Annotated in this window: 20 protein-coding genes; 17 read left to right on the forward strand and 3 right to left on the reverse strand. The window is 65.3% G+C overall.

Annotated elements, in window-relative coordinates; genetic code table 11:
- The first annotated feature begins 12 nt into the window (after positions 1-12).
- The 5 genes from CCZ28_RS03765 to CCZ28_RS03785 are packed head-to-tail and all read left to right on the forward strand — an operon-like array spanning position 13 to position 5,878.
- Entirely contained in the window at positions 13-978 is a 966-nt protein-coding gene (locus CCZ28_RS03765; RefSeq protein ID WP_140216027.1) for a sugar ABC transporter substrate-binding protein, read from the forward strand.
- A complete protein-coding gene (locus CCZ28_RS03770; RefSeq protein ID WP_140216029.1) occupies positions 975-2,513 on the forward strand; it encodes a sugar ABC transporter ATP-binding protein in 1,539 nt (512 codons plus the stop codon). Before CCZ28_RS03765 ends, CCZ28_RS03770 begins: the two co-directional genes overlap by 4 nt.
- The gene (locus tag CCZ28_RS03775; protein ID WP_140216031.1) at positions 2,497-3,486 is read left to right on the forward strand and encodes an ABC transporter permease; all 990 of its coding nucleotides are present in this window, start codon (positions 2,497-2,499) and stop codon (positions 3,484-3,486) included. Before CCZ28_RS03770 ends, CCZ28_RS03775 begins: the two co-directional genes overlap by 17 nt.
- Positions 3,483-4,436, forward strand: a complete 954-nt coding sequence (locus CCZ28_RS03780; protein ID WP_140216033.1) for an ABC transporter permease — start codon at positions 3,483-3,485, stop codon at positions 4,434-4,436. Before CCZ28_RS03775 ends, CCZ28_RS03780 begins: the two co-directional genes overlap by 4 nt.
- An 8-nt stretch (positions 4,437-4,444) precedes the next feature.
- Complete coding sequence (locus tag CCZ28_RS03785) at positions 4,445-5,878, forward strand: LLM class flavin-dependent oxidoreductase (RefSeq protein ID WP_140216035.1); 1,434 nt, start codon at positions 4,445-4,447, stop codon at positions 5,876-5,878.
- Here CCZ28_RS03785 and CCZ28_RS03790 read toward each other — a convergent pair.
- Positions 5,851-7,092, reverse strand: coding sequence for an MFS transporter (locus CCZ28_RS03790; protein ID WP_140216037.1), 1,242 nt, complete (start codon positions 7,090-7,092; stop codon positions 5,851-5,853). The two genes, CCZ28_RS03785 and CCZ28_RS03790, sit on opposite strands and share 28 nt — an antisense overlap.
- A gap of 103 nt (positions 7,093-7,195) precedes the next feature.
- On the opposite strand from CCZ28_RS03790, the gene CCZ28_RS03795 reads away from it, so the two are divergent.
- A complete protein-coding gene (locus CCZ28_RS03795; RefSeq protein ID WP_140216039.1) occupies positions 7,196-8,089 on the forward strand; it encodes a LysR substrate-binding domain-containing protein in 894 nt (297 codons plus the stop codon).
- A 36-nt stretch (positions 8,090-8,125) separates the two neighbouring features.
- Here the strand turns inward: CCZ28_RS03795 and CCZ28_RS03800 are convergent, their stop codons facing one another.
- Entirely contained in the window at positions 8,126-9,043 is a 918-nt protein-coding gene (locus CCZ28_RS03800; RefSeq protein WP_140216041.1) for an AraC family transcriptional regulator, read from the reverse strand.
- 107 nt (positions 9,044-9,150) lie between these two features.
- On the opposite strand from CCZ28_RS03800, the gene CCZ28_RS03805 reads away from it, so the two are divergent.
- From CCZ28_RS03805 to fliD, 7 genes are all read left to right on the forward strand, one after another.
- Positions 9,151-9,711, forward strand: coding sequence for a carboxymuconolactone decarboxylase family protein (locus CCZ28_RS03805; protein ID WP_058768815.1), 561 nt, complete (start codon positions 9,151-9,153; stop codon positions 9,709-9,711).
- Complete coding sequence (locus CCZ28_RS03810) at positions 9,704-10,798, forward strand: acyl-CoA/acyl-ACP dehydrogenase (protein WP_240795228.1); 1,095 nt, start codon at positions 9,704-9,706, stop codon at positions 10,796-10,798. The genes CCZ28_RS03805 and CCZ28_RS03810 overlap by 8 nt, the downstream gene beginning before the upstream one ends.
- Positions 10,795-11,625 carry an ABC transporter ATP-binding protein gene (locus CCZ28_RS03815; RefSeq protein WP_140216043.1) on the forward strand — a complete coding sequence of 277 codons (831 nt, stop codon included), beginning with the start codon at positions 10,795-10,797 and terminating at the stop codon, positions 11,623-11,625. The genes CCZ28_RS03810 and CCZ28_RS03815 overlap by 4 nt, the downstream gene beginning before the upstream one ends.
- Positions 11,591-12,790: an ABC transporter substrate-binding protein gene (locus CCZ28_RS03820; RefSeq protein ID WP_140216045.1), complete on the forward strand. Its 1,200-nt coding sequence runs from the start codon at positions 11,591-11,593 to the stop codon at positions 12,788-12,790. Before CCZ28_RS03815 ends, CCZ28_RS03820 begins: the two co-directional genes overlap by 35 nt.
- A 20-nt stretch (positions 12,791-12,810) precedes the next feature.
- On the forward strand, positions 12,811-13,548 hold the full coding sequence (locus CCZ28_RS03825; protein ID WP_240795272.1) for an ABC transporter permease: 738 nt from the start codon (positions 12,811-12,813) through the stop codon (positions 13,546-13,548).
- A 769-nt stretch (positions 13,549-14,317) separates the two neighbouring features.
- On the forward strand, positions 14,318-15,010 hold the full coding sequence (locus CCZ28_RS03830; protein ID WP_140221274.1) for a flagellar hook assembly protein FlgD: 693 nt from the start codon (positions 14,318-14,320) through the stop codon (positions 15,008-15,010).
- Between the two features lie 103 nt (positions 15,011-15,113).
- Entirely contained in the window at positions 15,114-16,535 is a 1,422-nt protein-coding gene (gene fliD, locus CCZ28_RS03835) for a flagellar filament capping protein FliD (protein ID WP_140216047.1), read from the forward strand.
- 387 nt (positions 16,536-16,922) lie between these two features.
- Here fliD and CCZ28_RS03840 read toward each other — a convergent pair whose 3' ends face one another.
- Positions 16,923-17,765 (reverse strand): GNAT family N-acetyltransferase, encoded by an 843-nt coding sequence (locus CCZ28_RS03840; RefSeq protein WP_140216049.1) that lies wholly within the window; start codon positions 17,763-17,765, stop codon positions 16,923-16,925.
- Positions 17,766-17,948: 183 nt separating this feature from the next.
- Between CCZ28_RS03840 and CCZ28_RS03845 the strand changes: the two genes are divergently transcribed.
- The 4 genes from CCZ28_RS03845 to CCZ28_RS03860 all read left to right on the forward strand — a co-directional run bounded on the left by CCZ28_RS03845 (position 17,949) and on the right by CCZ28_RS03860 (position 23,692).
- On the forward strand, positions 17,949-19,424 hold the full coding sequence (locus tag CCZ28_RS03845) for an aldehyde dehydrogenase family protein (protein ID WP_140216051.1): 1,476 nt from the start codon (positions 17,949-17,951) through the stop codon (positions 19,422-19,424).
- A 165-nt stretch (positions 19,425-19,589) separates the two neighbouring features.
- Positions 19,590-20,261 (forward strand): haloacid dehalogenase type II, encoded by a 672-nt coding sequence (locus CCZ28_RS03850; RefSeq protein ID WP_140216053.1) that lies wholly within the window; start codon positions 19,590-19,592, stop codon positions 20,259-20,261.
- A 26-nt stretch (positions 20,262-20,287) separates the two neighbouring features.
- Positions 20,288-21,580 carry an NAD(P)/FAD-dependent oxidoreductase gene (locus CCZ28_RS03855; protein ID WP_140216054.1) on the forward strand — a complete coding sequence of 431 codons (1,293 nt, stop codon included), beginning with the start codon at positions 20,288-20,290 and terminating at the stop codon, positions 21,578-21,580.
- Between the two features lie 474 nt (positions 21,581-22,054).
- Positions 22,055-23,692: an ABC transporter substrate-binding protein gene (locus CCZ28_RS03860; protein WP_140216056.1), complete on the forward strand. Its 1,638-nt coding sequence runs from the start codon at positions 22,055-22,057 to the stop codon at positions 23,690-23,692.
- Positions 23,693-23,762 lie beyond the last annotated feature (70 nt).

The raw sequence follows: 23,762 nt of genomic DNA on the forward strand, positions 1-23,762 counted from the left end.
GAAAGGATTCCCATGGCTCTTCGCACACTGCTCCGCTCCCTCCTGCTGTTACCCCTGCTGGCGACTACCACCCTCGCGTTTGCGGACGAGATTCCTTCGCTGGCCGGCAAGCGCATCGCCATCAGCATGACCGGCACCAGCCACTACTTCGATCTCAAGGCATTCCAGGCCCAGGTGGAGGAGGTCAAGCGGCTGGGCGGCATTCCCATCACCCTGGACGCCGGTCGTAACGACAAGAATCTGGTGACCCAGCTGCAGACCCTGGTGACCCAGAAGCCGGATGCGGTGATCCAGACCCTCGGCACCCTGAGCGTCATAGATCCCTGGCTGAAACGCATCAAGGCGGCCGGCATCCCGCTGTTCACCATCGACGCGCCGTCCCAGTACAGCCTCAACAACACCACTTCCGACAACGCCGCGGCCGGTCGTGAACTCGCCGAGCAACTGGCCAAGGACACCGGCGGCCAGGGCAATATCCTGGTGTTCAACGGCTTCCAGGGCGTACCCGTGTGCGCCATCCGCTACGCCGAGCTGCGCAAGGTGCTGGAGGCTCATCCGGGGCTGAAGATCATCCAGCCCGAGTTGCGCGATGTGATCCCCAATACCGTGCAGGACGCTCGGGGCCAGATCGCGGCGCTGCTCAACAAGTATCCCAAGGGCCAGATCGCCGCCATCTGGTCGGCCTGGGACATTCCCCAGCTCGGCGCCAGCCAGGCCTTGATCGAGGCGGGCCGTACCGAGATCAAGACCTATGGCGTCGACGGTACGCCCGAGGTGCTGGAACTGCTCAAGCGCGACGACAGCCCGGTGGGCGCGGTGGTCGCCCAGCAACCGGCTCTGATGGGTCGTACCGCGGTGCAGAACGTCGCCCGCTATCTGGCCGGCGCCCGCGACCTGCCCAAGGAAACCCATGTGCCGACCCTTCTCACCACCAAGGCCAATCTGGACCAGGTCGCGGCGCTGCGGGGTGATCAATGAGTGCGGCGGTACTCGAACTAATCGGCATCGCCAAGCGCTACGGGGCGACCCAGGCGCTGGCTGGCGTCGACCTGACCCTGAGGGCCGGCGAGATCCACGGCCTGATCGGCGAGAACGGCGCCGGCAAGTCGACCCTGATCAAGGTGCTCGGCGGCCTGGTGACGCCCGATGCTGGCGACCTGCTCCTGGCGGGCCAGTCGCTGCTTGGCGCCGGACCTCGGGAGTTGGCCCAGCGCGGGGTGTCCATCATCCACCAGGAGCGGTTGCTGCCGCCCAACTTCACCCTGGCCGAGGCGCTGTTCTTCGGTCAGGAACGGCGCCGTGGATTACTGCTGGATCGCCGCGGCCAGGAGCGCGAAGCGGAACGGCTACTGGCCGAGCGCTTCGGTCTGCAATGCCGGGCGCGCACCCGGGTGGCGGAATTGAGCAGCGCCGAACAGCAACTGCTACAGATCAGCCGGGCGCTACTGGGTACGCCCAAGGTGCTGGTACTCGACGAGCCGACGGTAGCCCTGGCCCATGGCGAGGTGGAGCGCCTGCTCGGGCTGCTGCGCCAGTTGCGCGATCAGGGCCTGGCCTTGCTCTATGTGTCCCACTACCTACAGGAGGTGGAACGCCTCTGTGACCGCGCCACGGTCCTGCGTGGCGGCCAGGTGGTGGCGGAGGTCGAGCCCCGCGTCACGCCAGCGGCCGCCATGGCGCGGTTGATGATCAACCGGGAACTCGGCGAGGCCTATCCCAAGGCGCAGGCGGTGCCGGGCGAGGTGCTGCTGGAGACCCGCGGGCTCGGTCGACCGGGTGCCTTCGCCGAGGTCGATCTGCAGGTTCGCCGGGGCGAGGTGGTGGGCGTCGCCGGCCTGGTCGGCTCGGGCGCCAAGGAATTGCTGAAGACCCTGTTCGGTCTGCTGCCGGTGGCGGAGGGCGAATTGCTGCTGGAGGGCCGGCCGCAGCGTTTCGCCCAGCCCCGGGCGGCGGTGCGGGCGGGGCTGGCGCTGTTGCCGGAGAATCGCCGGCAGCAGGGCGTGGCCCTGGATCTCACCGTGACCGAGAATCTCACCCTGGCCGCCCTGGAGCGTTTCAGCCGCTTCGGCCTACGCCGGCCCGGTGTCGAGCGCCGCGCGGCACGGGAGCTGCGCCAGGCCCTGGACATCCGTACCCCGGACTTGGATACCCCGGTACGGCAGCTCAGTGGCGGCAACCAGCAGAAGGTCGCCCTGGGCAAGTGGCTGGCCCGCGACGCCCGACTCTATCTGCTGGACGAACCCAGCGTGGGCATCGACCTCGCCGCGCGGGCCGAACTCTATCGCCAGATCGCTCGGCTGGTGGAGCAGGGCGCCGGGGTGCTGATCCTCTCGGTGGATCTGCCCGAGTTGCTCAATCTCTGCGACCGCATCCATGTGATGCATCGCGGGCGCTTGCTGCCGGCGCGCCCGGCCAGGGGGCTGAGCGCCGAGGAGCTACTGGCAACGGCGACCGGCGCGGTCGCACCGGTCGCGGAGTTGGAGAGGAGGGCGGATCTTGGCCTCGTCTCCTGAATCCTTGACGGCACCCGTCCCGACGGGGCGGCTGGACCCCTGGCGCCATGGCGCGCTGTTGGCCTTTGCGGTGATCGCCGTCCTGTTCGCCTGGCGAGCGCCAGGGTTCCTGGGGGCCGGTAATCTCGCCAGTATCCTGGCCCAGGCCGCCATTCCGGGCATCCTGGCGCTGGGCCTTACCTTGGTGATCGTCGGCGGGGGCGGCAACGTGCTAGCCGGTGGCCTGGATCTGTCGCTGGCGGCGAATCTCGGCCTCTGCGCGGCGGTCCAGGCGACCCTGGTCAACGCGGGATACGGCGCGCCGGTGGCGATTGGCCTGACCCTCGCCTGCGGCCTACTGGTCGGGGCGGTCAACGGCCTGGCGGTGACCCTGCTGGGGCTGCCGCCGCTGCTGGCGACCCTGGCCAGTCTTAATGTGGTGGCCGGCCTGGAGCTGGTGCTGAGCGAGAACACCGTGTTGCCCGCCAGCGCGCCCTGGCTGGATCTGCTCGGGATGGGCAGTTTCCTCGGCATCCCGGCGGCGGGTTGGGTGCTGCTGGGCAGCGCCCTGGTGCTGGCGGTCCTGCTGCAACGTACGCCCTATGGCCTGCGGCTGGCGGCGGTGGGGGACCACCCCGAAGCGGCTCGGGCCGCCGGCTTGCCGGTGCGTACCCTGGTATTTTCCAGCTACCTGCTGGCGGGTGGCTGCGCGGGTCTCGCGGCGCTGCTGTCGGTCGCCTGGTTCAGCGGCAGTACTCCGGGTTCGGGTGAGTTACTGCTGCCGGTGGTGGCCATCGCCTTTCTCGGTACGGTGTTTTCCTGGCGCTCGCAACCCAGTGTCGGCGGCACCCTGTTGGCGGCCTTGCTGGTGGGCATGCTCGGCAACGGCTTCCAGTTGCTCGGGGTGAGCAGTTTCCTGGTCAACGGCGTGCAGGGCACGCTGATCCTGCTGGTAGTGGCAGCGGCCAGTCTGCGCCAGGAGGGCAGCCGATGAGTGCGACGATCTCTCTCGGCCGCCCGGGCCTGCGCCTGGCGCTGCCTCTGCTGTTCCTGACCCTGGTGTTGGTCTTCGCCCTGGCCGCGCCCGGCTTTCTCAGCCAGGGCAACCTGCTCAGCCTGCTGCTGAACAATGGCCTGGTGCCGGCGCTGGTGGCCCTGGGGCTGACCTACGCCATCGCCGCGGGCGGCATTGATCTCTCGGTGGGTATCGCCCTGGACCTGGCGGCCTTCGGTTGCATCGCCTTGCTCAACGCCGGTTGGCCGCTGGCCGTGGCGCTCGCCGGTGGCTTGGGTCTCGGGCTGCTGGTGGGCGTGGCCAATGCCCTGCTGGTGGCCGGGGTAGGGCTGTCGCCCTTTCTGGCCAGCCTGGGGCTGCTGTTCATCGGTACCAGCCTGCAACAGCTGTTGTCGGAGGGCGGGCTGCCGCTCTATCTGAAACCCGAGTTCCGGCCGGCGGCGAGCAGCTGGCTCGGCGTACCGGCGGCGGTCTGGACGGTACTGCTGCTGGCTGGGGTCTACGGCCTGGTGCTGGCCCGTGGGCGCCTGGGTCGCGCGCTGCTGGCCCTGGGTAGCCAGCCGCTGGTGGCGCGTTATTCGGGGCTGGCGCTACGCCGCCTGGCGCTCTGGACCTGTCTGGCCACCGCCCTGGCCGCGGCGGTGGCGGGGATGCTGCTGGCGCTGCGCATCGATGCCTATGTGCCGCTCTCGGGCAATGCCTATCTCATCAACGGCATCGGCGCCGTCTTCATCGGCGCCAGCCTGAACCGCCATGGTCGGCCCAATGTGCCCGGCACCCTGCTGGGCGTCCTGCTGCTGGCAATAGCCGCCAACGGCCTGCTGCTGGTGGGCTGGAATTTCTACTGGCAACAGGTGGCCACCGGCCTGCTGATCCTCCTGGTGCTGACTCTCAATCAACTCGCCCGGCGCCACGACGCGTCCCTCTAGGAGCCCCCATGTCCCGTGAAATCCGCCTCAACGCCTTCGACATGAATTGCGTGGCCCACCAATCCCCTGGACTCTGGCGCCACCCGCGCGACCGCTCCTGGGACTACAAGGACCTCGACTACTGGACCGAGCTGGCGCAGCTGCTCGAACGCGGCCTGTTCGACGGGCTGTTCATCGCCGATGTCCTCGGTCTCTACGACGTCTACGGCGGCGGCCCCGAGGCCACCCTGCGCGAGGCCACCCAGGTGCCGGTCAACGATCCCCTGGCGCTGATCACCCCCATGGCGGCGGTGACCCGCCACCTGAGCTTCGGGCTCACCGCTTCCCTGAGTTTCGAGCATCCCTATCCCTTCGCCCGCCGGCTCTCCACCCTGGATCACCTGACCAAGGGGCGCATCGGCTGGAACATCGTCACCTCCTACCTGGAAAGCGGCGCGCGCAATCTCGGCCAGTCCGCCCAGGCCGACCACGATGCCCGCTACGACTATGCCGAAGAGTATCTGCAGGTCGTCTACAAGCTGCTGGAGGGCAGCTGGGAGGAGGGCGCGGTGCTGCGTGATCGCGCCTCCGGGCGCTTCACCGATCCGGCCAAGGTGCATCCCATCGGCCATCACGGCCGGCATTTCCAGGTGCCGGGTTACCACCTCTGCGAGCCCTCGCCGCAGCGCACCCCGGTGCTCTATCAGGCCGGCGCCAGCAGTCGCGGTCGCCAGTTCGCCGCCGAGCATGCCGAGTGCGTCTTCGTCGCCGCGCCCTCCAAGACGGTGCTCAAGAAGACCGTGGCCGACATCCGCCGCCGCGCCGCCGAGGCCGGTCGCGATCCGCGCCAGGTGCTGATCTTCAACCTGCAGACGGTCATCGTCGGCGAAACCGATGCCCAGGCCCGGGCCAAGTGGCAGGAGTACAAAGGCTACGTCAGCTACGAGGGTGCTTTGACGCTGATCTCCGGCTGGACCGGGATCGACTTCGCCGCCTACCGCCCGGACCAGGTGCTCAAGCACCTGCACACCAACGCCATCCAGTCGGCGGTGGAAGCCTTCTCCACCGCCGACCCCGGCAAGCAATGGACGGTGCAGGAGCTGGCCGACTGGGTCGGCATCGGCGGCTTCGGCCCGCTGCTGGTGGGCAGCCCCGCGACGGTCGCGGACGAATTGCAGAGCTGGGTAGAGGAAACCGACGTGGACGGCTTCAACCTGGCCTATGCCGTGACCCACGAGACCTTCGCCGACGTGGTGGAACTGCTGGTCCCCGAGTTGCAACGGCGCGGCGTCTACAAGCACGCCTATCGGGAGGGCACCCTGCGCGAAAAACTTGGCGGTGCTGGCCCGCGGTTGCCGGTGGAACATCCCGCCGCAGGCTATCGCGATCTGGCGCGGCTGCGGGAGGCGAGCGCGGTGCCTGTGACAGGCAAGCGTTACGCAGACGTCAGCTCCAGCGCCTGACGTTTCCCAGCCCTTGGAAACAACGGCACGCTGGCCAGGGCGCAGCCAGCCGCCGCCAGCCATACCGCTGCCCAAGACAGTCGACTCGCCAGGGCCGCCACCGCGATGGGCGTGAGAAACAGCATGACGAACACGCAGGTGTTACCCATGGCCAAGGCTGTCCCGGCGCGCTGGGTACCGGCCAGGGTGGCCAGCTCGGTGTAGGCGACACCATGCCAGGCCGATACGGTGATGCCGGCCACGATCATCACCGTGATAGTCACCCAGTTGGCCAGAGGTACGGTGCTTAGAGCAGTGGTACTGAGCGCACTGACGCTGATGCCCAACACCAGGAAGGCAAGAGCGCTCAGCCAGGCGCAGCGCTTGAGGTAGGAACGGCGGTTGTCATGCCTGTCGGTCCAGTAGCCGCTCCAGATGCGGCTGATAATGGCACCCGCCTGGATGATCGCGAGGGTGGCGGAGACGAACCTGATGTCGACCCCGCCAACGTCATGCAGGAATACCGCTGCATAGGTAAGGATGGCGAATTGCGGCGCGCAGAGTAGGCCGATGGCCAGGACGATCCGCCAGACCGCGGGATCGTATAGCGGCCCCTTGCTGGCCGGGATCTCTTTGGCCCTGGCAGGGCTAGTGAAATCAGGCTCGAACAGCCACGCCCAGGCGAAGAGACCTGACAGTAGGCACAGCGCAGCGGAGGCTGCGAAAACCTCGACGAAGCCATAGCTGTGCGCCAGCCAGGGCAGCAAGATCGCGCCCAGGGCATAGCCGCCCGGTACGGCGGTCTGGCGCAGGCTCATGGCCAGGCCGCGCTCGCCCTCCCGGAACCAAGCCAGGATCGCGCGACCGCTGGCACCGTTGACGCTGCTGCCCAGTAGGCCCACCGCGAACAGGCCGGCCGCCAGCAGCATGACCACAGGCGCCAGGGAAGCGAGCAGCGCCAGCATCGACAAGGCCACGGCCGAGCTGAACAAGCCCATCAGCAATACCGGACGGTCTCCCCAGCGGTCGGTGAGCAGGCCCCAGGGGATCTCGCTGGCAGCAATGCCCAGTCCTAGTACGCCCAGCACCATACCGAGTTCACTGTCATCCAACTGGTAGGAGGTGCGCAGGTATACCGCGGTCGCGGGAAGACCGCCGACCAGACTGGAGAAGCTGGCGTTGGCGGCAATCCCGACGCCCAGGACTTTCCAGCGGTGATTGTTGTTCAGGGTCATGGCGAGGCTCGCTGTCCAGAAAAGGTGGGCAGGAAACTCTCATGACGGTATCGTTCGGAAAATCAAATTATTTTTCGTTGTCGTCCCATAAATCAGGATGGTCATGCGGCTGGTCAATCTAGATCTCGATGCGCTGCGCAGCTTCGTGACGGGCATGGAAGTGGGCAGTTTCGCCAAGGCTGCGAGCAAGTTGGCGCGCTCTACGTCGGCCATCAGCGCTCAGTTGAAAAAACTGGAAGCCCAGGCCGGAACGCCCCTGTTCAAGAAGGCGGGTCGGCAACTGGAGCTGACCGACGCGGGAGAGGTGCTGCTGGGCTACTCTCGCAAGCTGCTCAGCCTGAATGACGAAACCGTCGCGGCGGTTGCGGAACTCAAGCTCAAGGGCTGGGTGCGCCTGGGCTTGCAGGAGGATCTTGGCGGTTTCCTGCCCCAGGTTCTGGGCCGCTTTATGCGTGCTCATCCGAACGTGCAGGTGGAGGCTTGCATCGCCCGTAACGCCGATTTGCTCAGCCGGCTGGACAAGGGGTCGCTGGACTTGGCCGTAGCCTGGGACGGCGTGGATCGCGCTGGTTACCGGGAAACGGTAGCCGAGCTACCGATGAGCTGGATAGGTTCTTCCCAGCACCCACTGGCCTGGCATCCGGATGGTCAGGTGCCGCTACCGATCATTGCCTTCGAGGCGCCTTGCCCGTTCTTCGCCCTGGCCACCGAAGCCCTCGACCGCGCCGGTCTGCCCTGGCGCCTAGCCTTCACCAGTTCGAGCCTCAGCGGCCTCGCTGCGGCTACCGAGGCGGGCCTGGGCTACACCATCCGTACCCGCCTGGGCTTGCAGCGGGGTACCGAACCGTTGCCGGTGGGTAGCCAGGATTTGCCGCAACTGCCATCCATTGCCCTGACCCTGCATCGCCCTGAGGCAACTGCCGATCCTGTCACCGAAAAGCTATCAGCCATCGTGCTGCAGGCTATCCGCAGTGAATTGGCCGCTGGACAGCCATAACGTATTCGCCTGCCGATAAGAGCCAGCGATTGGTCGTCACTCCGCCGCCACCGGCCGCTTGCGCCGTCGATAGGCTCCGGGCGGCAGGCCGTATTCCTTGCTGAAGGCGCGCACGAAGGCGGCCACGGAGCGATAGCCGACCCGCTCGGCCACGGCTTCCACGCTGCGGTCCGCATCCAGCTCGCGGCAGGCGCGGCGCAGGCGCAGGGCCAGCAGCACCTGACCCGGGGACTGGCCGCTGACTTCGAGGAATCTCTTGCTGAAGGCCGAGCGCGACAAGCCGGTCACGGCAGCCATGTCCACCAACGACCAGGGCTGCTCCGGCGCCTCGATCAGGCGCTCCAGCAGCGGACCGAATTGGGCGTGGCGGGCCAAGGCCACCAGCCCGCCGAGTTGTTCGGCCGGCCGATTCAACTGGTCGCGCAGCACATAGAGAAACAGCAGCTGACTCAGGCGCTCCAGCACCAAGGCCGAGCTTTGCGGATCGGCGGCTTCCTGGCGGATCAACTGGAACAGCGCCTGGGGGCCCTGGGCCTGGGCGTCGTCGGCCCGCAACACCAGCACCGCTGGCAAGGCCTCGATGATGAGCCGCGACAGGCTACCGGTGAAGTCGAAGAAGCCGCAGACCAGCCCGGCGCCCTCGCCGGGACGCTCGGCCAGGGCGCCAATCTGGCCCCGGGGCAACTGGCAGGCATCAGTTGAGTTGGCACTGCTGGCCAGGCGAAAGGGCAGGTCGTGCAGCAGGAAGACCGCATCGCCACTGGTCAGGGCCTCCGGCGGCTGGCCGTCCAGATGCAGCCAGCACTGGCCGTCCACCAGCAGATGAAAGCTGGCCCGGGCCGAGCCCTGGGTGGAGGCCTGCCAGCCACCGCAGTAACGACCGGCGTGGAACAGGCTGGCGTCGCATTCGAGGCTGTCCAATAACCATTCGGTAGAAGCACAGGAAGAAGTCATCTAAGGCTTGGACTCTGGAGCAAGTGATGGCGACTTTAGAATATGGATCTCTGTTCTTATTACCAAGACACTTGTCGACATTCCTTATCTGCCCTGGAGTCGAAACCATGTCGCGTCTGCCCATCCTCACCCCGGAAACCGCCCCGGAGGCCGCTCGCCCCTTCCTGGAAAACGCGCGCCAGGCCTCGGGCTTCATCCCCAATCTGCTGGGCGTGCTGGCCAACGCACCGGCGGCCCTGGAGACCTATGTCACCGTCTCCGGCCTCAATGCCAAGGCCAGCCTGGGGCTGCCCGAGCGCGAGGTGGTGCAACTGGTGGCGGCGACCACTCACGGCTGCGATTTCTGCGTGGCTGGCCATACCGCCGTCGCCACCCACAAGGCCAAGCTCGATCCGGCGACCATCGCTGCGCTGCGCGAGGGTAAGACCCTGCCCGAGCCGCGTCTGGAGGCCCTGGCGGCCTTTGCCCGGGCGGTGATCGCCAGTCGGGGCGCGGTAGCCGATGCCGACCTGGCGAACTTCCGCGAGGCGGGCTATAGCGACGGCCAGGCGCTCGAAGTGGTCCTCGGCGTCAGCCTCGCGACCCTGTGCAACTTCGCCAACGTCCTGGCGCAGACGCCGCTGAATGCCGAGCTGGCGGCCTACCGGTGGGAGCCGAGCCGTGGCTGAATTCGATCCCCGCGGGCCAGCCGCTCCCGGCGCGGCGCTGGGCGACTGGCTCGACGAGCGCGCCGAGGCGCTGGACCAGGGAATCTGCGATCCCGAGGCGCTGCTGCCGCAACTGGCCGAAGGCGGTTGCTTCGGCCAGGGCGTCGCCCCGCTCCTGGGCGGTAGCGGCGGCACCCTGGGTGACGCGGTGGAAGGCATCGCCTGGCTCGCCGAGCATTCGCTGACCGCCGCCTTCGTCTGCTGGGGGCAGCGCGCCTTCATCGAATACCTGCTGCAAAGCCCCAACGGCGGCTTGCGCGACCGACTGCTACCCAGGTTGCTCAGCGGCGACCTGGCCGGGGCGACCGGTCTTTCCAACGCCATGAAGTTCCTGTCCGGCCTCGAGCAATTGCAGATCGAGGCCCGGCGTACCGAACACGGCTGGCGCCTCACCGGCTGCATGCCCTGGGTGACCAACTTGCGCAAGAGCGGCTTCGTGGTGGCGGGCGCCGTGGCTCGTGCCGGTGAGGCGCGACCCTTCGTCACCGCCCTGGCCAGCCATGGCCCCGGCCTGTACCGCTCGCCCGATCTGCAACTCATGGGGCTGCAGGGGAGCAACACCGCCGCCCTGACCCTGACCGACGTCGAGTTGACCGAGGACTGGCTGCTGCACGACGAGGCACGCCTCTATCTACCCCGGGTGCGACCGGCCTTCCTCGGCCTGCAGTGCGGCCTGGCCATCGGCCTCGCCCGGCGCAGTCTGGCCGAGGCGCAGCGCTTGGAAGGCGAGGGGCGACGCGCCCTGCAAGCCGAACTCGACGCTCTGGGCGAGGCGCTGGAGCGCAGCGTGCGGAGGCTGCACGAAGGACTGGCGGACCAGCGCTTCATCGAGCAACCAGCAGAGCTGTTCCGCCTGCGCATCGCCCTGGCCGAACAGGCCGCCGCGGCGGTGCAACTGGAGCTGCAAGCCAGTGGCGGCGGCGCCTATCTGCGTGAGCGCGGCGAGGCCTTCGCGCGGCGCTGGCGGGAGGCTGCCTTCGTGCCCATCGTCACCCCCAGCCTGACCCAGTTGCGCGGCGAGCTGGCGCGCCAGGCGGCCAGCGCATGAGCGCCATCCTCAGCGCCCAGGGGCTGGCCATCGGCTATGCCGGCGCGGACGGCTGGCAACCGGTGCTGGACGGCTTCGACCTGGAAGTCAAACCCGGTGAGGTGGTGAGCCTGCTCGGCCCCTCCGGGGTCGGCAAGTCCAGCGTGCTGCGGGCCCTGGCCGGGTTGCAACCGGCCGCCCAGGGAGAGGTGCGCCTGCTCGGCGAGCCGCTGCGGCAGCCGCACCCCCAGGTCGCCGTGGCCTTCCAGGACCCCTGCCTACTGCCCTGGCTGAATCTGCGCGACAACGTGGCCTTCGGCCTGGATTTTCGTCGCCAACCGCGGCTGCCGGCAGCCGTGGCCCGGCAGCGGGTGGATGAAGCCATCGCCGCGGTCGGCTTGAGCGCGGCGGCCAGGCGTTATCCCGCCGAACTCTCCGGTGGCATGGCCCAGCGCACCGCCCTGGCCCGCTGTCTGGCGCGGCAGCCCCGAGTGCTGCTGCTGGACGAGCCCTTCGGTGCCCTCGACGAGGTCACCCGCGCCGACATGCAGCTACTATTGCTGCGCCTGGTGGCGGAGCAGGGCACCGCGGCCGTGCTCATCACCCACGACATCGACGAGGCGCTGCTGGTCTCCGACCGAATCCTGCTACTGGGCGACCACCCGGCGCGGGTCATCGGCGAGTGGCACCTCGACCTGGCGCAACCGCGCACCGAGGCCATCGAGGCCTTGGGCACCCTGCGTATTGATATCCTGCAAACCCTACGGCGGGCGAGCCGACCCCATCCTTCACCTTCTGCAGCGGAGCCTGCCCATGTGCCTGCAAGATCCCCGTCCCTCGCGCCGTGAATTCCTCAAGCTGGCCGCGCTGTTCAGCGCTGCCGGTGCCTTCCCCCTGTTGCGCAGCCTGGAGGCACGCGCGGCGGCCGAGCCCGATGCGCCAGTACGCATCGGCTACCTGCCGATCACCGATGCCACGCCCTTGCTGGTGGCCCACGCCCGCGGCCTGTTCGATGCCGAAGGGGTCAAGGCGGAGAAGCCGGTGATGCTGCGCAGTTGGGCGCAGGTGGTCGAGGCTTTCCTGTCCGGCCAGGTGAACGTCATCCATCTCCTGTCGCCGATGACCGTCTGGGCCCGCTACGGCAGCCAGGTACCGGCCAAGGTGGTGGCCTGGAACCACATCGACGGCTCGGGCCTGACCGTGGCGCCGGACATCCATGAGGTGCGCCAACTGGCCGGGCGCACCGTGGCAATTCCCTTCTGGTACTCCATCCATAACGTGGTGCTGCAGGAATTGCTGCGGCAGCATGGCCTCAAGGCGGTGAGCCGCCCGGCCGACGCCAGCCTGGCCGCCGATGAGGTCAACCTGCTGGTGCTGGCCCCGTCCGACATGCCACCGGCGCTGGCCAGCGGACGTATCGCTGGCTATATCGTCGCCGAACCCTTCAACGCCCTGGCGGAAAGCCAGCAGGTCGGGCGCATCCAGCGCTTCACCGGCGACATCTGGCGCAATCACGCCTGCTGCGTGGTGTTCATGCACGAGCGCGATCTCAACGAGCGGCCGGAGTGGTCGCAGCGGGTGGTCAATGCCATCGTCAAGGCCCAGGTCTGGACCCGGGAGAACCGGGCCGACGCCGCGGCCTTGCTGTCCCGCGAAGGCAGCGGTCACTACACGCCTCATCCGGAAAGCCTGCTCAAGCAGGTGCTGGTGCCCAATGCCGCGGCGCGTGGTCGCTACCTGGCCGATGGCGCCATCCGCCACGCTGACTGGCACGAGGAGCGTATCGACTTCCAGCCCTATCCCTATCCCAGCTACACCCGCGAATTGGTGAAGAGACTCAAGAACACCCTGATCCAGGGCGACGCCGGCTTCCTCGCCAGCCTGGACCCGGAATTCGCCGCCACCGATCTGGTGGACGACCGCTTCGTTCGCCAGGCCATCGCCGCGGTGGGCGGCATGGGCACCTTCGGCCTCGCCGAAGGCTTCGCCCGCCAGGAGGAGATCCAGGTGTGAGGGAGTCTCGCCTCGAACGCATCCTGCTCGGCAGCGCTGGCCTGCTGGTTCTGGTGGTGCTCTGGTGGGCGGCGGTGCAGGGTCTTGCGGCTCCGGGCAGCATGGCCCGGCGCTTCGGTCCTGGCACCACCTTCGTCAGCCTCTGGCACCTACTGGCCAGCGGCGAACTGTGGCCGCACATTCTGGTCAGCCTGGAGCGGGTACTGATCGGCCTGGGCCTGGCCTTGCTGGTCGGGGTGCCGCTGGGCTTGCTGGTGGGCTCCTGGCGCGCCCTGGAAACCGCCACCACGCCAGCCTTCCAGTTCCTGCGGATGATCTCGCCGTTGTCCTGGATGCCCCTGGCGGTGATGGTCATGGGGGTAGGGGACAAGCCCATCTACTTCCTGTTGGCCTTCGCCGCGGTCTGGCCGATCCTGCTCAATACCGCGGCCGGCGTGCGCAACCTGGACCCGCGCTGGCTGCAACTGGCCCACAGCCTGAGCGCCACCCGTTGGGAAGTGCTGCGGCGGGTGGTACTGCCGGGCGTGCTCGGCCAGGTGCTGACCGGGGTGCGCCTGGCCATCGGCATACTCTGGATCGTGCTGGTGCCTTGCGAAATGCTCGGCGTCAGCGCCGGCCTCGGCTACTACATCCTCGATACCCGCGATCGCCTGGCCTACGGCGAGCTGATGGCCCTGGTGCTGCTGATCGGCCTGCTGGGCTTCGCCCTGGACTTCCTGGCGCGGCAACTGCACCAGCGGTTTTTGCCCAGGGGCTAAGGCGGAGCGGGGCGCGCTAAGGACTCATCTGGGTTTCGCCTAGGTTCTGCCGAAACCTTCCGCAAGCCCGGCCCGCTTCCTATGCTCTGTACGAAAAGCCGCCGAGTGAAGGTCAGGCGAGGCCTAGGCGGCCCCGTGAAAAAGGCTGAGGAAGCGGACCGGACTCGCGCTCGACCAGGCTCGCGCTCGAGTTTACGAGCGGTAAATGAGCATTGCGACGGGGCTGGCTAGGCCGGGCTGGCGACCCAGGCCTTTTTCAACGAAGCATCACCGAGCGCAGGTATTTTCCGTACGCTTTGATTGGCTGGCCCTCTCCCTCCGGGCCAGCCCTCAGCCTTCGCGGCTGGCCTGAGGCTGCCTGGGATTTCTTCACCAAGAATCTCAGGCTCTGCAGATTGACCGCTCGCCGCTGTGCTCTGTCACCACCCATCGCCTCCTCGCTATTGCCGTAGCGGAATTTTTTTGCCGCATCACGGCTATTTATTGCCCATGCAGCAAGGCAAAAAAAATTAATTAAACAAAAGACTGGCTATTAAGCCTGTCGCCTCGCTTGTTGTCCGCCCTGAAGAATGTAACCCCAATATTTAAAATAAACCGTATTACAATATGGATTTGGCATGCAAGCTGCAATTGTCGAGTGTGCAGCCAAAACTCTTGTTTGGCGTGCGCTATAAAACGAAGCCGGCAGCCGCCAACATAGAATGGAAGTACGACGATGAGCCCTTCTTTGATTTCAGCCAATAGTGGCTTTGACACCACTTCAAAGTTTATGAGCAGCCTGTCCAGGAACAAGGGTGAAACCTCATCAAAGATCACTGACGAGACCGCTAACGGCGCTGATAGCAAAGCGAAACGTAGGGACGAACTGGGTAAGAATCAGTTTCTGAAGTTGCTCGTGACCCAGATGAATAATCAAAGTCCCTTACAGCCTCAAGCAAATGGCGAGTTTATCGCCCAGCTTGCGCAGTTCAGTACGGTCGAAGGTATCGAAAACCTGAACAAGAATGTGAAAGCCCTTCTTGATGGGGGGAAGGCTTCCCAGGCGCTGCAAGGGGCTGCTCTGGTTGGGAAGAATATAATCGTTAGTACCGACAAAACCCAGGTCAATACGGCAGAAGGCACCAAGGGTGCAGTAACCATCCCTAACGCTAGCGCAAATGTTTGGGTCAATGTCTACGACCCCGCAGGAAAGTTGGTCAATCGCCTGGATCTAGGGCAACAGCCGGCTGGAGTGAGTAGCTTCAAATGGAATGGAAACGATTCCAGTGGCAAGAAACTCAGCTCTGGTATGTATCGATTTGAAGCTCAGACCACCCTTAAAGGCGTCAATACCGCCCTGAAGACCGATCTCTCCGCCAAGGTCGAAAGTGTGACTCTCGGAAGAAACGGCAGTGAGATGATGGTTAAAGTGGCGGGCGTTGGAAGCATCCCGCTATCAAAGATCCAGGCAATCGGTCAATAGCAGACAGGTATCCCGTTTGAAGCGAGGTCTGTCGGAGCCTTTGATCGTTATAGATGCGAGCACGGCCAAGTGGTTGAGCAAACACTGGAAAAGGATTTAAAAGATGCCTGGGATAGTGGGGATAGGCGGTTCAGGACTCGATATTGACGCTATCGTCAAAAAAAGCGTTGAGGCTGAGAAGGCACCTAAACAAAATCAAATAAGCAAGACTGAAAAATCGACCACGATCAATATCACCGCATTGGGAGCGCTCCGGAGTGCCATTAGCGAATTCCAAAGCGCTTTGGCGGAGCTCAGCAAAAGCTCGAGCTTCACCGTTCGATCAGTCAGCTTGTCAAGCAAGGGTCATTTCACCGCAAGTGCCGGTTCGAATGTCACCACTGGCTCTTACAAAATAGAGGTTACGCAACTTGCCAGCAGCAGCAAAATTGCCCTGGCCGCGATACCCGCAGGTGCAAAACTAGACTATGGAACCCTGACCATCAAGGTTGGCAGCAAGATCGCTTTAGAGGTCAACGTCGATAAAAACAACAACAGCCTGGCCGGTATCCGAGACGCGATAAACAAGGCTGGGAAGGAACAAGGGGTCAGCGCTACGATAATAAATGACGCCTCTGGCTCTCGCTTGATCCTTTCAACAACCAATACCGGCGCAGGAAATGACATATCGGTTAGCGTGAAGGAAGGCCAGCGAGCAGGTCAGCAGAGCTTGCAACGGCTAGCGTTCGCGCCAGGAAATGGTAATGGTAACGCCGGCTCCGGTGATGATGGCGCCAAAGTCATAAGCAAAGCCGCTGACGCATTGTTAACGGTCGACGGTCTGAAGTTGTCCAGTGCCTCAAATGTCGTGAGTAACGCCATAGAGGGTGTGACCTTGACACTTACGGCAACGACTCAAAAGGGCAGTGCCGTTACGCTGGGTATAGAAAAGGATGAAGGTGCGATCAAAGGCAACGTCAAGAAATTTGTAGACTCCTACAATAAATTGATGGGCGTCATTGCGACGCAAACCAAAGTCACTATTGTGAACAATAACAGCAGGCCTGTGGCCGGAGCCTTGGTGGGCGACGCCACGGCTCGCACGCTAACAGCGACGATCAGAAATGAACTGGTAAACATGCAAGGTGCTGGCTCTGTAAAGGCCCTTGCCCACTTGGGTATCACAACGACGAAAGAAGGAACCCTGGCACTCGATGATGCAAAGTTGAGTAAGGTTGTTTCGGAAAAATCAGATGATATTACCGATTTTTTTACCAGCTCTCGCGGTCTTGCTTCTAGAATGAAAGCAAAACTCGATCCTTACGACAAAGCCGGCGGAATCCTGGAGCAACGTAATTCTGCACTTACCGATAAATTAAAGAAAGTCGACTCGCAAAAGGCACAGCTCGATATGAGAATGACTGAGCTCCAGGTTCGACTATACAAAAAATACAACGCCATGGATGCACTTTATTCAAGGCTTTCGGCCACGGCGGACAGCTTATTGAAAAGCTTGGCATCAACGCCTTTTGCTAGAAAAGACTAGCATTGATTGTCGGCAGTATTTCAATGAAGCCTTCGAGAGCCCATGGATGATCGCTCACAGGCGATTAGCTGTTGCAGAACGATGGGAATTGGCAGGATGAAATCCATCGGTACCCATGACGATGCGCGTAAGCTCAGTTTAAGCCGAAGCGGCACAGCAACAGACAGAAGCCTGGGTCTGAGCAGGCCCGCAACGGCCACTCGATCTGGGGGCGAGCCCGAGCATGACCTGCTGGGCAGGCAATTCCGGTCGTGCGGGCTGCTGGCGGAAGTCGCGGACTCAGCCCTCCGCGGGTGCGTCTAGCTGTTGTCGATGGGCTGTGCGGACCGCCGCGGTCTGAGCGCCAATGGATACTTACCGGGCGTGATCAGATCCGGGAGTGGCTCCTCAGCCCAGCGCCTGGGTCAGCAGGGCGAACTGATCCAGGCCGTCGCGGGGCTCGGGTGCCTTGCCCTTGGCCATCTGTTCCACCTCATCGACCTGCGGGATGCCCCGCTCGATGAGCCAGGGATTGAGGCCACTGCGCCCGGTCACGTCGAATCTCACGTAACGGCCCTCGGCGTGGCGCAGCAGGGCCAGGCTGAGCGCCTGGGCCTGCGCGGTGGATTCGGCTATCACCGGGCCGACCGACAGACCGCGGCCATAGGGGCGGAGCAGGGCGAAGCCGCGTAACTGGCCGTCGCGCTCCAGGCCGACGATAGTTTCGGCCTGCGGCAGCAGTTCCCGGAGCAGGGCGGTGCGCTCCAGTCCGGTAGCGGCCTGGGCCAGGCTTTCCAGCTGCGGGGCATCCGCCAGGGACAGCACACGAACCTGCGCTTCCAACGGGTGCGGCGCGCCCATGGCCGGTAGCGCCGCGATCTGGTGCTGATAGATGCGCTCGTAGGAGGCGAAGCCCTGGCTGCGGTAGAGCGGGGCGCCGCGCAGGGTGGCGACCAGCAGCGGGGTGCGGCTGCCGGCCAGTTGCAGCAGGCCGTCCATGAGGCGTCGGCCATGGCCTTGGCCCTGGTGGCTATCGGCGACGATCACCAGGCCGATGGTGGCGTAGTCGCCCTGGGGTACACAGAAACCGGTGCCGAATACGCCCTGGTCGTCCTCCAGCACCAGGCCTTCGCCGGTATGGAACAGGCATTGCCAGTCTTCCAGGCGATGGGGCCACTGCAGCGCCTGGGACAGGCGGTGGGCGGTGGCGAGGTCGGTTTCGCGCAGGGGTCTCAGGGTGACATTGGACACGGCAAGGCTCCGGTTCGGGTCTGACAGATTCGGGCATCAGCCTAGCAAGCGCCGACGGCAGATTCGGTTGCGCTGTGGTGGCCGCACCGGCGCGAGCCGCCGAAGGTCTGGGCCAGTTCGGCAAAAGATGATGACCCGTCCGCCTAGCATGGGGCCAAGCCCACAGCCCTAGCGGAGCGCGCCATGGCCTCGTTCGACCCCACCGCAGTTGCGGTTCGTTGTGCTCATTTCATCGGCGGTCGCAGCCGCGAAGCCGCCGCCGGGCTGGAGGTGTTCCGGCCCTCCGACGGCGAGTTGCAGAGCGGCTTACCGTGCGCCTCGGCCGACCTGGTGGACGAGGTGGTGGAGAGTACCTGGCGCGCTTGGAAGACCAGCGACTGGGCGACCCGCCCGCCGCGGGAACGGGCGCGGGTGATGCGCCGCTGGGCCGACCTGGTGGAAGCCGATGGCGAGGTACTTGGCCCCCTGGAAGCCGTGGGCTCGACCCGTCCGCTACGCGAGGTGCTGGCCTGGGACATCCCCTATGTGGCCGAGGGCATCCGCTTCTTCGCCGAATTCGCCGACAAGCACGGCGGCGAGGTGGCGGCGACCGCTACCTCCCATCTGGGTATGCAGATCACCGAGCCCTATGGCGTGGTGGGCGCCATCGCTCCGTGGAATTTTCCACTGAGCATGGCCGGCTGGAAGATCGCCCCGGCGCTGGCCGCGGGTAATGCCGTGGTGATCAAGCCGTCGGAGCTGACCCCGTTCTCCATCCTGCGCCTGGCCGAACTCGCCACCCTGGCCGGGTTGCCCGCCGGTATCCTCAGCGTGGTCCAGGGCGATGGCCGGATGACCGGCGATGCCCTGTGCCGTCATCCACGCATCGGCAAAGTGACCTTTACCGGCTCGACCGGCACCGGCAGCGCCATCATGACCGCCTGCGCCGAGAGCGGTCCCAAGCCGGTGACCCTGGAATTGGGCGGCAAGAGTCCGCAACTGGTATTCGCCGATGCGCCGGATCTCGCCCGTACCGCCCGCAGCGTGGCCGCCGCCATCACCGGCAATGCCGGCCAGGTGTGTGTCTCGGGTTCGCGGCTGCTGGTCCAGCGCGCTGCCCTGGAGCCCATGCTCGAGGGCATTCGCGCCGCCTTCGCCGAATTGCGTCCAGGGCCGACCTGGTCGGCCGAAGCCACCCTGGCACCGATTATTTCCCATCGCCAGGGCCAGCGCATCCACGACATCGTCACGCGCAGCCGGGCGGCCGGGGCGGAGATCCTGGTCGGTGGCGAACTGCAGGACGGACTGGGCGGCGCCTACTACCAGCCGACTCTGATCGCCGGCGTGAGCGCGGACAACCCGGCGGTGCGCGAAGAGATCTTCGGCCCGGTGCTGACCGTGCAGGTATTCGACGACGAAGCCGAGGCCTTGGCCTTGGCCGAGCACCCCACCTATGGCCTGGCCGCGGGCGTGCACACCGCCGATCTCGGCCGGGCGCTGCGCCTGACCCGGGCGCTGGAAGCGGGCACCGTCTGGGTCAACCGCTATGGGCGCAGCCACGACTGGATCATCCCTACCGGCGGCTACAAGAGATCCGGTATCGGCAAGGACCTCGGCCGTGCGGCCTTCGAGGCCAACCTGCGCAGCAAGAGCGTATTGATCGATCTGGAGCACTCCTGAGTGCCCCGCAAACAATGCTGGAGCCTGCCCGTAAAACGGTTTTTTCTGTCTTCGGTGGTGCTTGAAAGCGGACAACTACCAGGCCCGCCGATGCTGTAATGCTTGCCAGGGACGCCACCGGCGCCCCAGCCTCCACTCACGACTCTCCGTCAAAGGACCCTTGCCATGACCGCCTTTCGGCCCAAGTACATCACCTTCGACTGCTACGGCACCCTGACCCGTTTCCGCATGTCCGACATGGCTCGCGAGATGTTCGCCGACCGCATCCCGGCCGAGGCCATGGACCAGTTCTGCAAGGACTTCAACGGCTATCGCTTCGACGAGGTGCTCGGCGCCTGGAAACCCTATTCGGAGGTGCTGTACTCGGCAGTGGAACGTACCTGCAAGCGCTGGGGCATCTCCTTCACCGACGCCGAAGCCAATGCCTACTACGAGGCGGTGCCGACCTGGGGCCCCCATGCGGACGTGACCGCTGGCCTGGCCAAGATCGCCGACAAGATCCCGCTGGTGATCTATTCCAATGCCGCCGACGAGCAGATCATGTCCAACGTCGACAAGCTGGGCGTGCCTTTCCACCGCGTCTTCACCGCCGAGCAGGGCCAGGCCTACAAGCCGCGCCTGCAGGCCTTCGAATACATGCTGGACAACCTGGGCTGCGGTCCTGAAGACGTGTTGCACGTCTCCTCGAGCTTCCGCTACGACCTGATCCCGGCCGACTACATGAACATCAAGAACAAGGTGTTCGTGAACCGTGGTCACGAGCCGAGCACCCCGTACTACAGCAACACCGAGATCAAGGACATCGGCGGCCTGGCCGCTGTGGTCGGTCTCGAGTAACCCCCTTGCCGCAGGAGAGCCCGCCCATGAGTCACGGCCCAGCATCGTCCGAATCCTACTGGCTGGCGACCGCGCCGACCTTTACCGGCGGCGCCCAGGGGCCGGTCGCGGGGGAAGTCGATGTCGCCGTCATCGGCGGCGGCTTCACCGGGCTGTCGGCGGCCGTGGCGCTGCGCAAGCGCGGTGCCAGCGTGGCGGTACTGGAGGCCGGCCGGGTGATCGGCGAAGCCTCCGGCCGCAACGGAGGGCATTGCAATACCGGGGTCGCGCAGGACTATGCGTCCCTGCGTGCCAGCCTGGGCCCCGAGCGGGCCCAGGCCTTCTACCAGGCCTATGCCGATGCGGTGGCCAGCGTCGAGGCGGTGATCGCCGAAGAGGGGATCGCCTGCGACTTCCACAAGGCGGGCAAGCTCAAGCTGGCGGCCAAGCCGCAGCATTATGACAACCTGGCGCGCACCTGCGAGCTGATCCGCGCGGAGGTCGATCCGGACGTGGAACTGCTCGGCCCTGCACAGACGCGGATCGAGGTGGCCTCCGACGGATTTTACGGCGGCCTGCTGCAACGCAATGGCGCCCAGATGCACATGGGGCGCTTCGGCGTGGGCTTGGCGGAAGCGGCGGTACGCCGTGGCGCCCAGGTCTACGAAGGGGCGGCGGTGAGCGATCTGCAGCGCCTGCCGGACGGCAGCTTCCGCGTGGTGAGTGCTAAGGGCGAATTGCGTGCCCGCCAGGTGCTGGTGGCCACGGGCAATGCCAGCATTGGGCCCTTCCAGTGGTTTCGCCGACGCATCGCCTCGGTGGGCAGCTTCATCATCGCCACCGCGCCACTACCGAAGGAGCAATTGGATGCACTGCTGCCCAACCGGCGCACCTATGTGACCAGCCGCATCATTGGCAACTATTTCCGCACCACACCGGACCACCGGCTGATCTTTGGCGGCCGGGCGCGCTTCGCCTTGTCCGATCCGCGCCAGGACGCCAAGAGCGGTGCCGTGCTGCGCAACGCCCTCGGCCAACTCTTTCCCAGCTTGGCCCAGGCGCCCATCGACTATTGCTGGGGCGGCCTGGTGGACATGACCGCTGACCGTCTGCCCCGGGCTGGTGAGCAGGATGGCCTGTTCTACGCCATGGGCTACAGCGGCCATGGGGTGCAGATGTCGGTGCACATGGGCCGGGTGATGGCCGAGGTGCTGGAAGGGCGCAGCCAGGCCAATCCCTGGCGCGTGCTGGATTGGCCGGCCATTCCCGGCCACTTCGGCAAGCCCTGGTTCCTGCCGCTGGTAGGGCTGTACTACCGGGTGCAGGATCGACTGCACTGAGCGCCTGCATTAACCGCTGAACACCGCGAACCGCCAGCCGCGGCGCTCCAACAGAAGAGCCGCGGCTGGCGGTTTTTGCCTTTCTACCTCGCCAGGACCGTCCCCTGCCGCTCTGGCCAGGTAGGGCAACACCCCGGAGCAGAAACTGCTGAAACGTCCGGCTTTTGGACCCTTGCAAGCCTTTTAGCGCCGCCAGAAACGCCGTTCGGCAACCAGGCAAGATAGCCTTCAAACGCGCCAAATCCGGGCATTGGCGGCCCTGTTGCGCCGTCGCGAAGCACACCGCAAACAATGCTGAGCCAATCGGGCAAAACAGTCTTTTCTATCTCGTCACAGGCTCAATTCGACGGTAATCGACAGGGGCCCGGTGCTGTAATGAACCAGGCCGCGAGACAAGGCGGCCGAGAGGACAGCTCCGTGCTCCCGGGGAGGGGGGCGCGGACTGGCGACAGAGCCCCCAACGAGCGAGCCGACATGACAGAGAAAAAGACTGGAAGTCCCCTGATAGGTCCTGCAGAAAGCGTCCGGGCCTTCGAGGCCATGCAACGGGGGGTGTCGCGACGCGATGCGCTGCGGCTGCTGGGCGCCGCCGGGCTGATGGCGACGGGTGTGGGCAGTCTGTTGGGCCGTGATGGTCACGCCTTGGCCGCCGAGGACGCCAGCGGCGGTACGCCGCGCCGGGGCGGTCGGGTTCGTGCCGCCGCCGCTGGATCGTCCACCGCCGACACCCTCGACCCGGCCAAAGGCTCGTTCTCCGGCGACTATGCGCGCCAGTATTTCTTCTACAACGGCCTGACGGTGTTCGACAGCCATCTCGTGCCGCAGATGGCGCTGGCCACCAGCATGGACACCCAGGACGCCACCACCTGGACCATCAAGCTGCGGCAGGGCGTGCAATTCCATAACGGTAAGACCTTCGACAGCGCCGACGTCGTCTACTCCCTGCTGCGCCACAAGGACCCGGCGGTGGGTTCCAAGGTCAAGGCCCTGGCCGACCAGTTCGCCGAGGTCACCGCGATGGCGCCCGACGAGGTGCGTATCCGCCTGGTATCGCCGAACTCAGAGCTGCCGGCGGTGCTGGCCATCTCGCACTTCCTGATCATCGCCGACGGCACCAAGGATTTTTCCACCGCCAACGGCACCGGGCCCTTCAAGGTCAAGGAATTCAAGCCGGGTGTCCGTACCGTGGGCGCGCGCAACGAGAATTACTGGAAGTCCGGCAAGCCCTACCTGGACGAGATCGAACTCATCGGCATCACCGACGAGCCCTCGCGGGTCAACGCGTTGCTGGCCGGTGACATCCAGCTCACCGTCTCGGTAGACCCGCGCTCGGCCGACCGCCTCAAGCAGGGCGACAAGGTCAAGATCGTGGCCAACACCTCGGGCAGCTACACCGACCTGATCATGCGCATTCCCAACCGGCCGTTCAACGATCCCAACGTGGTCGAGGGTATGAAGCTGCTGTTCGATCGCGAGCAGATCCTCAAGTCGGTGTTCCTCGGCTACGGGGTCGTCGGCAACGACCAGCCGATCATGCCCGGCACCCCCTATTATTCGGCCGATGTACCCCAGCGGCCCTACGATCCGGACAAGGCCAAGTTCCTGTTCCAGAAGGCCGGTATCGCCGGGGCCAAGCTGCCATTGGTGACCTCCACCGCCGCCGACAACGCCAACGAGATGGCCCTGGTATTGCAGCAATCGGCGAAGCGGGCCGGGCTCGACCTGATGGTCAACCGCGTCAGCGCCGATGGCTACTGGAACACCCACTGGATGAAGGACCCGCTGGGCTTCGGCAATATCAACGCGCGGCCCACCGCCAACATCCTCTTGTCGCAATTCTTCAAGTCCGATGCACCCTTCAACGAATCGGGCTGGAAGAACGAGCAATTCGACCAGTTGGTGGTGGCCTCCCGCGGCGAAACCGACCTGGCCAAGCGCAAGCAGATGTACGCCGACATGCAGCTGTTGATCAACCAGCACTGCGGCATCGGCCTGCCGATCTTCACCAGCTCCATCGATGCCCATTCGCCCAAGCTCGGCGGCTACGGCATCATCCCCATCGGCGGCTTCATGGGCTACATGTTCGGCGAACACGTCTGGCTGGAAGCCTGACGCTTTGTGCCTGGTGGCGAGCGCGGTCCGTAGTGGCCGAACGCTCGCCGCTCCACGCTCAAGCAGGAGG

Source organism: Pseudomonas oryzihabitans (genome assembly GCF_006384975.1).
In the GTDB taxonomy this organism is placed as follows: Bacteria; Pseudomonadota; Gammaproteobacteria; order Pseudomonadales; family Pseudomonadaceae; genus Chryseomonas; species Chryseomonas psychrotolerans_B.

Coding starts and splice junctions, on each gene's coding strand:
- CCZ28_RS03820 (WP_140216045.1), top strand. CDS start 11,591: ATGTGCCTGCAAGATCCCCGTCCCTCGCGCCGTGAATTCCTCAAGCTG.
- CCZ28_RS03845 (WP_140216051.1), top strand. CDS start 17,949: ATGGCCTCGTTCGACCCCACCGCAGTTGCGGTTCGTTGTGCTCATTTC.
- CCZ28_RS03850 (WP_140216053.1), top strand. CDS start 19,590: ATGACCGCCTTTCGGCCCAAGTACATCACCTTCGACTGCTACGGCACC.
- CCZ28_RS03780 (WP_140216033.1), top strand. CDS start 3,483: ATGAGTGCGACGATCTCTCTCGGCCGCCCGGGCCTGCGCCTGGCGCTG.
- CCZ28_RS03800 (WP_140216041.1), bottom strand. CDS start 9,043: ATGACTTCTTCCTGTGCTTCTACCGAATGGTTATTGGACAGCCTCGAA.
- CCZ28_RS03815 (WP_140216043.1), top strand. CDS start 10,795: ATGAGCGCCATCCTCAGCGCCCAGGGGCTGGCCATCGGCTATGCCGGC.
- CCZ28_RS03790 (WP_140216037.1), bottom strand. CDS start 7,092: ATGACCCTGAACAACAATCACCGCTGGAAAGTCCTGGGCGTCGGGATT.
- CCZ28_RS03770 (WP_140216029.1), top strand. CDS start 975: ATGAGTGCGGCGGTACTCGAACTAATCGGCATCGCCAAGCGCTACGGG.
- CCZ28_RS03805 (WP_058768815.1), top strand. CDS start 9,151: ATGTCGCGTCTGCCCATCCTCACCCCGGAAACCGCCCCGGAGGCCGCT.
- CCZ28_RS03830 (WP_140221274.1), top strand. CDS start 14,318: ATGAGCAGCCTGTCCAGGAACAAGGGTGAAACCTCATCAAAGATCACT.
- fliD (WP_140216047.1), top strand. CDS start 15,114: ATGCCTGGGATAGTGGGGATAGGCGGTTCAGGACTCGATATTGACGCT.
- CCZ28_RS03795 (WP_140216039.1), top strand. CDS start 7,196: ATGCGGCTGGTCAATCTAGATCTCGATGCGCTGCGCAGCTTCGTGACG.
- CCZ28_RS03785 (WP_140216035.1), top strand. CDS start 4,445: ATGTCCCGTGAAATCCGCCTCAACGCCTTCGACATGAATTGCGTGGCC.
- CCZ28_RS03860 (WP_140216056.1), top strand. CDS start 22,055: ATGACAGAGAAAAAGACTGGAAGTCCCCTGATAGGTCCTGCAGAAAGC.
- CCZ28_RS03765 (WP_140216027.1), top strand. CDS start 13: ATGGCTCTTCGCACACTGCTCCGCTCCCTCCTGCTGTTACCCCTGCTG.
- CCZ28_RS03855 (WP_140216054.1), top strand. CDS start 20,288: ATGAGTCACGGCCCAGCATCGTCCGAATCCTACTGGCTGGCGACCGCG.